The organism is Anaerolineales bacterium (assembly GCA_015075625.1).
GTDB lineage: Bacteria > Chloroflexota > Anaerolineae > Aggregatilineales > UBA2796 > UBA2796.
In genome coordinates this window covers 79,297-92,391 of the sequence record JABTTZ010000005.1, presented here as the reverse complement: position 1 = coordinate 92,391, position 13,095 = coordinate 79,297, and the positions used below count along the sequence as shown (strand labels likewise).

Annotated in this window: 7 protein-coding genes and 1 tRNA gene; 4 read left to right on the top strand and 4 right to left on the bottom strand. The window is 57.1% G+C overall.

From position 1 onward, the window contains the following. Positions 1–181: 181 nt before the first annotated feature. Both HS103_19450 and HS103_19445 read right to left on the bottom strand, forming a co-directional pair. Positions 182–1,291 carry an ABC transporter ATP-binding protein gene (locus tag HS103_19450; GenBank protein MBE7514969.1) on the bottom strand — a complete coding sequence of 370 codons (1,110 nt, stop codon included), beginning with the start codon at positions 1,289–1,291 and terminating at the stop codon, positions 182–184. A gap of 819 nt (positions 1,292–2,110) precedes the next feature. Next, positions 2,111–3,952 carry an ABC transporter ATP-binding protein gene (locus tag HS103_19445; protein MBE7514968.1) on the bottom strand — a complete coding sequence of 614 codons (1,842 nt, stop codon included), beginning with the start codon at positions 3,950–3,952 and terminating at the stop codon, positions 2,111–2,113. Between the two features lie 165 nt (positions 3,953–4,117). Between HS103_19445 and HS103_19440 the strand changes: the two genes are divergently transcribed. The 3 genes from HS103_19440 to HS103_19430 all read left to right on the top strand — a co-directional run bounded on the left by HS103_19440 (position 4,118) and on the right by HS103_19430 (position 6,679). After that, a tRNA-Gly gene (locus HS103_19440) sits at positions 4,118–4,189 on the top strand. 155 nt (positions 4,190–4,344) lie between these two features. Beyond that, a complete protein-coding gene (locus HS103_19435) occupies positions 4,345–5,517 on the top strand; it encodes an esterase-like activity of phytase family protein (protein MBE7514967.1) in 1,173 nt (390 codons plus the stop codon). Between the two features lie 58 nt (positions 5,518–5,575). After that, a complete protein-coding gene (locus HS103_19430) occupies positions 5,576–6,679 on the top strand; it encodes a polyprenyl synthetase family protein (protein MBE7514966.1) in 1,104 nt (367 codons plus the stop codon). Between the two features lie 10 nt (positions 6,680–6,689). On the opposite strand, the gene HS103_19425 is transcribed toward HS103_19430, so the two are convergent. Continuing rightward, positions 6,690–7,649, bottom strand: a complete 960-nt coding sequence (locus HS103_19425; protein MBE7514965.1) for a CHAT domain-containing protein — start codon at positions 7,647–7,649, stop codon at positions 6,690–6,692. Between the two features lie 163 nt (positions 7,650–7,812). Then, positions 7,813–11,742 (bottom strand): TIR domain-containing protein, encoded by a 3,930-nt coding sequence (locus HS103_19420; protein ID MBE7514964.1) that lies wholly within the window; start codon positions 11,740–11,742, stop codon positions 7,813–7,815. 144 nt (positions 11,743–11,886) lie between these two features. Between HS103_19420 and hemW the strand changes: the two genes are divergently transcribed. Continuing rightward, a complete protein-coding gene (hemW, locus tag HS103_19415) occupies positions 11,887–13,047 on the top strand; it encodes a radical SAM family heme chaperone HemW (protein MBE7514963.1) in 1,161 nt (386 codons plus the stop codon). Positions 13,048–13,095: the final 48 nt, after the last annotated feature.

The window sequence follows — 13,095 nt, the reverse complement described above, 5'->3', positions numbered from 1 at the left end:
TTTGTGGAGCATCCCTTGAGGCATGCTTAGTATCTATCCGTAAATTAACCATGTGAATGGTAGGCACAAGCCCTCACCCTCCTTTGTTGGCAACGTTTAGGGAAACGCACCATTGGCAAGCCAGGTGTGGTTGCCAGAGACGCCTCGCTTATACGCCAAACCCGAATTTACGGGTAGGTTCTTAGTTCACCGATTGGATCGGCTTGGCATACGCCATTGTATAGAGATCGCGGTACATGCCGCCCAATGCCAAAAGGTCGCTGTGTGACCCCTTTTCAATAATCTGACCGTGATCCATGACGACGATCACATCCGCCGCCGTGATTGTGCTGAGACGGTGGGCAATGACAAAACTGGTACGCCCTTTGAGCAGCGTTGTCAGCGCCGTTTGAATCACCTTTTCGGTCTGGGTGTCGATGCTGCTGGTCGCCTCGTCAAGGATCAAGATGCGCGGGTCTGCCAGCAGCGCACGGGCGAAGGCAAGAAGTTGTTTTTGTCCCGATGAGAGAAGCGCACCGCCTTCATGCACCTCTGTATCGTAGCCGTTTTCTAGGCGGAGGATGAACGGCTCTGCGCCAACAGCACGCGCCGAAGCCTTCACCTCCTCGTCGGTTGCGGTCAAGCGCCCGTAACGGATGTTTTCCAAAACTGTGCCGCTAAACAGGTGCGTCTCTTGGGTGACGACACCCATTTGGGCGCGAAGACTTTTCTGTTTTAAGCGGCGAATATCCATACCGTCAATCGTCAAGCGCCCCTCTTTGATGTCATAGAAGCGCATGATCAGCTTGACGATGCTTGTTTTTCCCGCTCCGGTATGCCCCACCAGCGCTACCGTAGAGCCAGCGGGAACATCCAACGTGACGTTTTTCAAAACGTTTTCGCCGCCCGGGAGTGGCGACTCATATTCATGCCCATTCTCAGGATGATGCCCATTTGCGCCATTTGTCCCATTTTTCTTACTACGCTCTGCCACCTTCAAATCGCCAGAAGTTTCCGCCTTCGCTGTGAGTGGGTCGGTGTAGGTGAAGGCGACCTCTTCAAAGCGGACATGCCCTTTGAGGGGCGGCGCGTCCACTGCATCGGGCGCGTCATCCACCTCGATAGGGGTATCGAGTAAGGTGAAGATTTTATCGCCAGCGGCCATGACCGATTGGAAGATGTTGTAACGCTGCGCCAACATCCGAATGGGAAAGAACAACTGCTCGATGTACAGGACAAAGGTGATTAAGGTCGCTACGGAAAGCTGCTGATTCAAAACCAGCGACCCACCAACGATGATCAAAAAGCCCATCGTCACGCCGGCAACGAGTTCAATCGTCGGGAAAAATCCGGCGCTAATCAGCGCGGCGCGGGTGTTCGTCTTGCGGTGGGCAAGATTCTTCTCCTCCGCAAAGCGGCGGTAGTTAAACCCCTCACGGGCGAACGCCTGGGTCACACGGACGGCGTTGAAGGCTTCGCTGAGTTCGGCGTTGACAACGGCGTTCGTCTCGCGGACGGCGCTGTATGCCTTGCGTGCATAAATACGCCAGACATTGGCGACAATGATCAAGGCGGCGCAAGCAGCCAACGCCACCAACGTTAGGGGGAGGTTGATCAGCGTCATGGCGATCAGAATACCGATCAGGATCATCAGATCGCGGAACGTGCCAACAATGGCAAAGGTGAGCGCCTCGCGCAGGACGTTGACATCGCCCACGACGCGGGCGATCAGCCGCCCTGTTTCGTAGGTGCTGAAGAATGAGAGCGAGAGGTGCTGAATGTGGGCGAACATTTCATCGCGTAGTTTTTGGATCACATGCTGCCCGGCGTAGGACATATTCCGCACTTGAAGGTGAAAGCCAAGCGTGCCAAAGCCATCGGCGGCAAGGTAAACCAAAACACCCACAGCCACCGCCATCAGATCGCGGTTTTGAACGCCCCGTTCGACAATGAAGCCGATCAGGGGCGAGCCAACAACAGCGGCAACGACGGTGAGAACCGCCGCTGCAAAGGCACGGATAAGCTGCTTGCGGAAAGGGCGAAGGTAGGTGAAAAGGCGTTTCGTCACCGCCCAATCGAAGACCTTTTTCGTATGTTCGGCTGTTGCTGAGAGCATCATTCCCATAGGGGGTTACGGTTTCGCCTCCAACAAACCGCCCGTCACCATGAGTTCACGGCGCAGGCGTTCTTGATCTTCGAGTTGCAAACGGTAAATATCAGCGTAAAGCCCATCACGTGCCAAAAGGTCAGCGTGCGTGCCGCGTTCGGCAATCTCGCCGTGATCTAAGACGAGGATGGTATCGGCGTTTTGGACGGTGGTGAGGCGTTGGGCAATGACGAAGGTCGTCCGCCCTTTCATCAGCCGTTCAAGCGCCTCTTGGATGAGGAATTCTGTTTTCGTATCGACACTGCTCATCGAATCGTCAAGGATGAGGATGCGCGGATCGATGAGCAGCGCCCGCGCAATGGCGATCCGCTGGCGCTGCCCGCCGGAAAGTGTCACACCGCGCTCACCGATGAGCGTGTCGTAGCCATCGGGAAATTCGGTGATGAAGCCGTGTGCGTTTGCCGCCTCTGCTGCGGCGATGATCGCCTCCTCGGAAACATCGGGGCGACCATAGGCGATATTTTCGCGGATGGACGCCGAAAACAAAAGGGATTCCTGTAAGACAACGCCAATTTGCCGCCGCAGACTCTCCAGCGTGACCGTTTTCACATCTCTCCCATCAATTAGGACGCGCCCTTGTGTTGCCTCGTAAAAGCGAGAGATCAGGTTGATCAGGCTGCTTTTGCCCGATCCGGTTTTGCCCAAAAGGGCGATCACCTGTCCCGGCTGCGCTTCGATGGTGATCCCTCGTAGGGTGTAATCAGGCGCATCGGGGTAACGAAAGCTGAGGTTTTCGAACCGGACATGCCCTTTAATGGGGGGGAGCGGCACGGCGTTGGGAACATCTTTGATGTCTTCGGCGGCGTCTAAAATATCGAAGATGCGGCGGCTGCTGGTGACGCCCTGCGTCGTAAGGATGATCACAAAACCGAAAAAGCGGAGAGGCTGCCCTAAGAGCAGCACATAGGCGTTGAAAGCGACCACTGTCCCCACGGTGACGCCCGCCATGCCTGCCCGCTCTAAAAGCGCCCCCACAAACAGCACCGCTGCCACCGAACAGGTGACGATGAACGCGCTGAGGGGCAAGAAGTATGCCCATGTACGGGTTAGCCCAAGCTGCTGGTTGAATAATTCAACGTTTTGGTAGGCAAATTTGCCGATCTCGTAATCCTCACGGGCAAAGGCACGAACGACCTGCGCCCCGATGACGCTTTCCTGAAGGTGATTGCCCAACTTTTGGACGCGCTCCATGATGCCGCGCCAACGCGGATCAACCTGTCGGGCAAAGCGTACAGAGAGGATCGCCAGAGGAATGAGGGGTGTGAGGGCAATTAGGGTGAGCCAGAGGTTGGTCGTCAGCATCATGACGGTGACGCCCGCAAACAATAAGAGCGTGTTGATACCGTCGATCAAGCCGAAGCCAAAATACCGCTGCACCTCGTCCACATCGCTGATGGCAACGGTGATCAGTGTCCCCGTTTGGGCACTGTCGTGGTAGGCAAAGGGCAGGCGCTGTACCTTGTCGTAGACTTCGTTGCGAATGTCATAGGCAATGTAGTGGGAAAGGCGCTCGCCAAAAAAGCGAAAGAGGAAGCCCGAGACTCCACGAAAAATGCCCAAGCCAATGACGAGCGCACCCGCCGCAACCATAAACGATGATTCGCCTTGCGTCACGCCAATATCGATCACGTCGCGGAGCAGACGCGGGATGAGAATAGCAAGGATGGTAGATGCGGTGAGCGCGATGGCGGTGACGACAACCCAACGGCGATAGGGGCGCAGATAGCCCATGAGACGCACCCAAGTTTGGATGCCCGTGAGCGAACCGGGGAGGATTCGCTTGGTAATAGCCCGTGTTGGCTGCATAATACGGTAGCACCTCCGAATTCAAAGTATCGCTTAAAACGCATAATCCGGCAAGCCTGACTCTGAAGGGAAGGTCTGGCTGAAAAGGGAGAATACGCGGCAAAACGCGGCGCCAAAATTGCTCTTGCCAAGTTTGGCAAAGTGATCTATACTTTCTTCTATCATGCGGGCGTGGTTCAGTGGTAGAACGTCTCCTTGCCAAGGAGAAGGTCATGGGTTCGAGTCCCATCGCCCGCTCAAAAGAAACCCCAGTAAAGAGTGGGGTTTTTTGATTCCCCTTCATAACCCCACCTTTTGGGGGCTTTTGGAGGGAAGCAAAGACACAGAGGGCGGTCAGGGGTACAATAGCTTCTATAGATTCTATATGAAGCTGCTGCCTAATGGGGAATTAGATGATGAACACACGCCGCGCCGCCTTTGTTTTGGGGGTTTTGGTGACCGCCCTTCTTGTTAGTTTGCCCGGCGTGGTCTCTGCCCAGACCCGCGCCCAACTGACCGGACGTGCCATATTGCCCTCCAATTACCTGAATGATGGACCGCCAGCGGGGGTGGCGCTGGGGAAAGGCGCGTTGATCAACGGCGTGAAGATCCCCTTTGACAGCCAGCCTGTCGGCTCAATCACAGCGATCCTTCCCGGCGCCTATCCAGGGACATGGGTAGCACTGACCAGTGGACAGTTTGGCGGGCAAAGCAGCGCCGATTTCCAACTGCGCATCTATGTGTTTGAACTGAGTTTCCGGCGGGTGGGGAGTGGAACTGGAGAAGTCGTCCAGTTGGATCGGCAAATCCTTGCTGACCCCAACGGCTATGTGAGCAAGCCATTGGTGAATGGCGATAGCAAAACGCGCTATCTGACGGGCGCAGATTTTAGCCCTCGCGCCATGAGCCGCGTAGGAAATTCGTATTGGGTTGCGGAAGAAATGACTCCCGCGTTGCTGCGCTTTGACGCTTACGGAAAACTGCTAGAGCCGCCGATTGCCCTTGATGGTGGACGTTTACAAGGGATGGGGGTGACGCCTAATGAGTCGGCGTTGATCATTGCCCAACACAACGGCGGACGGGGAATCACCTTTCGGGCGTTCAACCTGACGACCCGTTCCTTCGAGGCACTAGCAACTACCTATAATCTGGATCGGGATGCCGATCAGGTTGGCGGGATGACGATGATCAACAATGATGAAGCGATGATAATCGAACTCGATAGTGGCGAAAACCGCCGTGCCGCCTTCAAAAAGGTGTTCCTAATCAACCTACGCAATGGGTCGAGCGCCAAGACCCCCCTTGCCGATCTCTTGAATGTGGAGGATCCGAATGGAATCGCTGTAGACCCTATTTTCAACAATGCGCGTGATGCCTTTGGGCTGAGCAATCCCTTCAAATACCCCTACCGTTCTATCGCCGCTATTTACCCTTCCGCCGAACAGTCTATTGTGATTGCCAATAACAACCTCGTCCCCTATGGGTTGGGGCGAAGCGCCAGTACCGCTGATGGGACGGAGTACATTCAGGTGCAGCTTACCCAACCGATCAGCGTTGATCCGGCATTTTTGCGCCCGCTTCGCTAGAATCTGCGCTGAGGAATAGTCTATATGGCTCACAAAAGGTAGGGTGACGCACTTAGGAATGGCTATAAAGATAGATCAGCGTTTTGATGCGCTTCTGAAAGAACTTGCTGAACGGCGTGGGCGCGTTTATGACTATATTTTTAATCATCCATATGCCGCCCGCCTTTCGCCGCCACATATCCATCAGGCAGCGTTGAGCTACCTCAAACTGGGAGGGAAATCCCTTCGCCCGGCGGTGATGCTGCTAAGTTGTGGGGCGGTGGGCGGCGATGAACAGGTGGCGATTCCGGCGGCGGCGGGCATTGAGGTGTACCACACGTGGACTCTCGTCCATGACGATGTGATCGATAAAGACCCGCTGCGGCGGGGCAAGCCCACTGTCCATGTGGAATTTGCCCAACGCGGGGCGCAAGAATTCGGTCTGACGGGGGACGCCGCTGAGCATTACGGGCGGGTGATTGCCATTCTTGCCGGAGATGCTCAGCAATCGTGGTCTTACATGCTGTTCCACGATCTGCACACCCAATTTGGGGTTGATCCTCGGCTGGTACTACGCCTTGTGGGGGAGTTGGCGACGGACGTTCAGCTTTTGCTGTTGGAGGGTGAAACACTCGATGTGCAGTTCACCAGCCGCGATGCGTTTAACCCAACGGAAGACCAAATCCTTGCCATGCTTCGCAAAAAAACTGGCGTCCTCTATGAATTTGCGGGGCGTGCGGGAGCGATGATCGGGTTAGGGGATGCCAGCGGAAACACCCCAGAAGTCGCCCAGATCGCCCGTTTTTGCGGGACGTGCGGGACGGCGTTCCAACTTCAGGATGATATTCTAGGAGTCGTTGGGGAGACGGCGATCACCGGAAAACCTGTCGGCGCTGATCTGCGCGAGGGGAAAATGACCCTCCTTGCCCTGCATACGCTGCGCGAAGCGGTTGGCAAAAAAAGGGAGACGTTTCTTCATGCCTTTGGGCGCTCTGACGCCAGTGAGGAAGCGATCCTCGCCGCGACAGCCGTCCTGCGCGATGTGGAGGCGATCCAGTACACACAGTCTGTCGCGCAGCGGATGGTGGAAGGGGCGCTGACAGAAATTGAGATACTTGCCCCCACGCCTTACCGCGATTTGTTGATCACGTGGGGGCAGTACATGATCGAACGGCGGTGGTGAGGCGTCTTGCTCAGGCAAAGGTGATCGCGGCGGGATCAACCCCCGCCCGCGTGATCAATTGGGGGACGAACGCATCGGGCAAGCGTTGGAGATCAATGGCGTTTTTGCCCAGTTCAAAAGCTTGTTTCACGCTGCGCCCATAGGCAAGCGCTTGATAGAACGCTTCGGCAAAAGCAATGGCATCGTTATCGCCAATCGCATCTGCCATGCCCACCACACAATCCACCGACTCGGCAATGCCTTCCGCTTGGGCTTGGCTGTAACAGGCATTTAAGACCACACAGCGTATCTGTCCATCCTGATTTAGGATATTGAACAGGCTGCTGAGCGCCTCACGGGGAATGGCAGCCGCTCCCCCATTGGCATCCTCAAGGATAATCTCGCTGCGTTCGCTACCATGCCCGGAAAAATGGACGATGTTCGGGGTAAACCGCAAAAACGCTTGTTGCAAATCCCCTCGGCGGGTGGCGGGCGATAGTTCAAGCATGAAGCGATCCCGAAAGCGGGCGGCAAGAAGGCGCTGATCAATCTGGCGGTATTCGGCGTCCAAGCGAAGGCGGGTTGTCGCTGTGGGGTTGGCAGCAAGGAACAGGATGGTGATCCGATTGGGCGCGACGGGCGCGGTGGGAATGGGCGGCACAGGGGCAGTCAGTTCTATAGGCGGCAAACCGATCAATGCCCGAACAAAATTCCGATCATCAGAGCGACCCACAAGGTAGGTTTCCTGAATATAGTCCAGGTACATCGCTAAGACGTGGCGGTGTGCCGCCGGATCGATCCCGAACGTTTGCAATTCGGAAAGCAGCAGGACGACATAGTTTTGAACGTTCAGCCCCGGCGCCATCGTTGCAATAAAGCGCTCTAAGCCCGCCAAGCGAAGGACATTGCCCCGCCCCACATCGTTGGCTAAATCGGTAAGGCTGCTCAAAATCTGTACCAATCGGCGCATGTCTTCAAGCGTCAGGTTCATTGCAGACTCCGTGCGGGGTAGGGTAGGACGCTAGAGCGTCTTTCAAAAACCCCTATCCCCCTACCCCCTTTTCCCGCTTGTAGGGACAGAGGATGAACATCCCCTCCCCGTTTACGGGGGGCAAAAGGTGGGGTTTTGAAATGACTTGTACTGAAGTGTACCATCACCAGACGACCTTCAACCAATAGAGTCCGCGCTCTCCCCCGGCGACGATCCGTTCCCCATCGGGCAGCCAAGCGGCATCGTAAATCGCCCCATCGGCATAAAAAGCGGCAATCAGTGTTGTGAGGGTGGCGTCCCATACCTTCAGCACGCCGTCAATGGCACAGGTCAGAATGTGCCGCCCATCGGGGGAAAAGACAATACGGTTGATCACGCCGTCGTGAGCGCTCACCCCGCCGTAAGCGTTGCCGGAGCGGGCATCCCAACGGTAGATTGTGCCGATCACGTCGCCGCTGAGGATGAACCGTCCATCGGGGCTGTAGGTGAGGCATCGAACGACCTTTGCATGTCGGCGTATGGTGTGCAGGGCATTGCCGGTTGCCACCTCCCAAATGGTGAGGCTGGCATCTGCCGCCCCGCTGATAAGCTGCTGCCCATCGGGGCTGAAGGCGACACTGCGCATGATGTGTCCCGTCTCGCGGAACTTGATCAGCGGCACGTTCTGCCCAAAGCGGTAAATACGGGCAGAGCTAGAGGCGGTGGCGATCAGCGTTCCGTCGCGGCTGATCGCCGCATCGTAGAGCGAGGCGCCAAAACTACCAATCGTTTTGATCGGTTGCCACGTGTTCGTCTCCCAAATCGTCAGGGTGCGCCCTAATTCGTTCAGACCAAGAAGGTGCTGCCCATCAGGGCTGAAGATGAGACGATCCACCTGCCCCCTGTCTTCTAAAATCTCGGCGGCGGTGGAAGAGGATTCATAACGATTGAGCAGATCGCCTTGAGAGGTGACGACAAGGGTTTTTGCCGTAGGCGAGAGGTTTACCGCAAGGCTGCGGATAGGTTTTTCTTCGTACAGCGCTTCGGCGTGGCTATCGGGGTGGGTGGTGAAGACCGAAACGGGAATTTCCCATAGTTTGAGCGTGCGGTCTACCGAGGCGGAAACAATGTAGTTCTCGTAGGCGGCACAGGCGTTGACGCCGCCCGTATGACCACTGAGGATTTCCAACTGCCGTCGTGAATTGATGTCCCAGACAACAACATGTTTATCCGCCGAAGCACTGATTGGGTATGGACCCATCCACGCGCAGGCGTTCACCCATCCTTCATGCCCTATGTACGTCATTTCCGACTCACCGCTGAGGGCGTCCCAAACGCCCACCGTTTTATCGACAAGTGCGGCGAGAAGCGCCTGATCGTTGTGTCCCCATGCACAGCCAGTCACGCCGACCTCGTTCGCTATAATCGTTTGAAGGGGCTGCCCACTCAGGGCATCCCACACAATGAGCCGCCCATCGGCGGAGGCAGACGCCGCCCGTTTGCCATCAGCGGTGAGCGCACAGCCCCAGATGTTCTCGGTGTGTCCCTCTAAGGTGAAGCGGACGCGCCCGCTTGCCACATCCCAGATTTTTAGAGTTTTATCTTCAGAGCCAGAGAGGGCAGTTTTGCCGTCAGCGCTGAGGGAGCAGCAGGTCACGCGGCTGTCATGCCCGCTGAGCGTTTGGCGTTCTTCGCCCGTGTGCCGATCCCAGAGTTTGAGCGTCCCATCGTTGGAAGCGGAGAGGATCAGCGTGCCATTGGCGCTGATGGCGCACGCCCGAACGGAATCGCTATGCCCGCGCAAGGTGAGGCGCACCGCGCCGCTTTCAATATGCCAAATTTTGAGCGTCCCATCATACGAACTGGAGACAATTTCGTTGCCATCGGGGGTGAAAAGACAGCCCGTGACGCCAGAGCCATGCCCCGTCAGTGTGCGGATGAGGGAGGGGTGGGGCAGGTCGGGAAGGGATTCAATGGCGGTGATGTAGGGTGTGGGAATAAATGATTCCAGCGCCGCCTGACCATCTCCACCCAAAATGCGCACGAGGAGGGTCGCCCCCACCTCATTCAGGGTGGAACAGCGCTCCAGCATATGGGCGGAGGTCTGATAGCGATTCGTGAGAGTCCTGAGGATAGGGGGCAGTTTGTGAGCCGGATCGGACTCCCCCTGCTGAATAGCGCTGAGGAGCAGCCCTTCTGTTTTCAGTGTCCCTTGTAGCAAGGTTTTTATGGCAATGTAGCGTAAATCGGCGGCGGTGCGGAAAAAGTCCTCCCGGCGTCCCGCCTCCAGCAAATGGTAAGCGAGGGTTTCCCACAGGTAAGGTTCGCTGTGCGAAAGCTGCCACCACTCGGAAAGTTTATACGCGCCCAAGAACTGATTATGCCAGCCTTTGAGGGCGTTGGTATGCTCATCGCTTAGATAAGTGCGCACGACATCGTGAAGGCGAATCACCCGCCGCCCTAAATCTAAACTCTGTAAGAGCGAACGGGAATAGAGCAGCCCACAGAGTTCCTCGGTGTCAAATTCATCAAGGTTGCCCGTCGCCGCCCACAAGCGCCCGACGGTTTCCAAGGGGATGTCTGTATCTTCGGGGAAGATCGCCAATTCGGAGAATCGCCCAGTCTCGGCTGCTTTCAGAAGGGATAAACTGACGCCTAGCGTCACCTTCACGGCGTCATTGCGCGATCCGGCATCGCGGGCATCAAAGGCGGCAAGACCGCGCTTGGTGAGCGCTTTATCGGCGTAATCAAGCGCCTCTGCCAGCGTTTCGCCGCGCCCGATGCGCTCGTGCAAAACACCATTTGCCAGCGCTAGGAGAAGCGCCCACTCCCCCAAGCGCCGCGCCAAGTTTGCCAGCGCCCCTTCTTCCCCGTCAGGCAGACCAGCGGCAAGGAGCACCACCGCTTCATTGGGTTTCATGGCGTCTACGGGGAGATGCTGCGCCCCTCGTGGGAGGGTGTCGCTGTTGCGGGTGGTGATCAGCCGTGTGCAGCGTCCGCCGCCCACAAGGAAGGGGTCTACATCTTTTTTTCGCCACGCATCATCAATGACGATCAGAATGTCCCGATCTGCCAAGAGTTCGGCAAACCGTTCTTTGCCGCGCTCTAGCGTGGCTGCTTCGTTGCGTTTTCCGCTGAGCGCTTCGATCACATCGTTCATCTTGGCAAGGAGTCGGGCGTCGTCCACCGCCTCACCAAGTTCCACCCAAAGAATCCCGTCGTCATAGGCAATTTGGATGCGTTCATCGTGAATCAGGGCGCGGGCGAGGGTGGTTTTGCCATAGCCGCCCGCCCCACGCAGCGCCGCCGTGATCGCCTTTGGGGACTCCCGCGATTCATCCAAAAGTAGCGTAATCAATGCCTCAAATTCAGTTGGGCGCGGGACAAACCCACTGTATTTTTCCTTGTCATAGGGAAAGGGAACACGGGGAGTCTCGCAAGGGGCGGCAAGATCGCGGGTAAATTTCGCCCACTCCGCGCCGGCTATCAGGGTGGCGGGGTCAACGCCGAGATCGTAAAAATGGGCGTCGCGCATCCAGCGAGGGAGGGAGGCAAAATCCAGCCCCATCGCCCCTTTTACGGGGTAAACACAGACGCCCTGAGCGCGGGCGTAGCGCCATTCCTTGCGGACGATCTCCGATTCCATAGCGGCGGGGGTCATGATGAGGATCATGAATTGGACTTGATCAATCGCGTCGGTGATCTGTCCCCACCAATCGCGCCCACCTTCCATTCCAACGCGGTCTTGCCAGAGTGGAATGCCCGCCGCCAAGAGCGCCTCGCGCATTCCGGCGGCGAACGCCTCGCCATCTTTGCGGGCATAGCTGATGAAAACACGCGGCGGGGGCGGGGCGTTTATCCCTCGGCGGGCGGCAGCAAAGGTGCGCAGGCGGTCAAGGGCGGTGCGCCCGTCTGCCTCGCCGTAGGTGTTGAGCAAAGGGGCAGCATTGGCGACGAAAGTTGATGCCGCGCCGCTGAAATCAAGCTGCACCATAAGGGGGTGATCCGCACCGAGCGCTTGGCTGAGAACGGCAGGGCGTTCGTCGGGGTCAAGGACGAGCGGGGAAAGAAGGTTGATCAGGTCTTGAATCATTTTTTGGTCAAGCGTCGTCATGGACGGGCTGCCCCTCATAAGCTCATAAACTGGGTGGGTATCGTATCAACGCGGTGATCTTACGAGGAAACACGCCGATGGGCAACCACTTGGGCTGTCTTGTGCGATAATGAAAAAAGAGGCAGAGGAGTGAAGCCTCTCCTAATGTCCACAGCGCCGCTTTCGCTTTACCTTCATATTCCTTTTTGTGCGGTGCGCTGCACCTACTGTGCTTTCACCATTGTCACCCGTGCCGAAGCGCTGATCCCCGCCTATGTCAGCGCTTTGTGTCGGGAGGTGACCTCCCTTGCCCAACACGAGCGCCCCTTGCACAGCATCTATTTCGGAGGGGGGACACCCACCCGCCTGACACCCGACCAGATCGGGATGATCCTTCACGCGGTGCGGGAGTCCTTTGCGGTGACAGCGGACGCCGAGATCACGATGGAGGCGAATCCGAGCGATGTGAGCGAGGCATACCTTGCCGCCTGCCGTGAACACGGTGTGAACCGCCTGAGTATCGGGATGCAATCGGCGCAGCCCGATGAACTCCGCCTGATGGCACGCGATCACAAGGCAGAGACAACCGCCCGCGCTGTCGATGCCGCCCGACGGGCAGGCTTCACGAATGTAAATCTTGATCTCATCTTCGCCCTCCCTCGCCAAACGTTAGAGAACTGGGCGCAGACCCTAACGGCAGCCCTCGCCCTTGCCCCCGATCATCTCGCCCTGTATGCCCTTGAGTTGGAGGACGGTACGGCACTCACCCGACGGGTGAACAAGGGATCGCTCCCCACCCCGGACGACGATTTAGCGGCAGCCATGTATGAAATGGCACAAGCGCGGACGAGAGAAGCAGGATTCATCCATTACGAGATCAGCAATTGGGCGCGGGCGGGATATGAATCGCGCCACAATCGCCAGTATTGGACATATGGCGATTACATAGGGGTGGGCATGGGGGCGCATGGCTTTGTGAACGGCATACGTTATGAGGTTATGGGCAATCTACAACTGTATCTCGCCCGCATGGAGGCAAACGCGCCCTCACGCTTCCCGCTTTCGGCGGCGGTAGCGTCCTCAACGCCGATTCCTTATGCCGAGGCGATGGTGGAATACCTATTCACGGGCTTACGTTTGATTCAGGAGGGGGTGGATCGGGCTGGTTTTCGGGCGCGGTTTGGCGTTCCCCTTGAATCGATCTACGGTGAGGTGCTGCGGCGGTTGAGCGATCAGGGGTTGATTGAATTCGATGGGCAGCGGCTGCGACTGACGCCTGATGCCTATTTCATCAGCAACCGTGTGTCCGCCGCCTTTATGCCTTAGCTGGGGGTGTGAATCAGGCTGGTGGCTCACCCCACTCTTATGGGAATC

What these genes read in the sequence shown, in the direction of transcription:
- HS103_19450 (MBE7514969.1), bottom strand. Translation starts at nt 1,291, where the DNA reads ATGGGCTTTTTGATCATCGTTGGTGGGTCGCTGGTTTTGAATCAGCAG.
- HS103_19445 (MBE7514968.1), bottom strand. Translation starts at nt 3,952, where the DNA reads ATGCAGCCAACACGGGCTATTACCAAGCGAATCCTCCCCGGTTCGCTC.
- HS103_19435 (MBE7514967.1), top strand. Translation starts at nt 4,345, where the DNA reads ATGATGAACACACGCCGCGCCGCCTTTGTTTTGGGGGTTTTGGTGACC.
- HS103_19430 (MBE7514966.1), top strand. Translation starts at nt 5,576, where the DNA reads ATGGCTATAAAGATAGATCAGCGTTTTGATGCGCTTCTGAAAGAACTT.
- HS103_19425 (MBE7514965.1), bottom strand. Translation starts at nt 7,649, where the DNA reads ATGAACCTGACGCTTGAAGACATGCGCCGATTGGTACAGATTTTGAGC.
- HS103_19420 (MBE7514964.1), bottom strand. Translation starts at nt 11,742, where the DNA reads ATGACGACGCTTGACCAAAAAATGATTCAAGACCTGATCAACCTTCTT.
- hemW (MBE7514963.1), top strand. Translation starts at nt 11,887, where the DNA reads ATGTCCACAGCGCCGCTTTCGCTTTACCTTCATATTCCTTTTTGTGCG.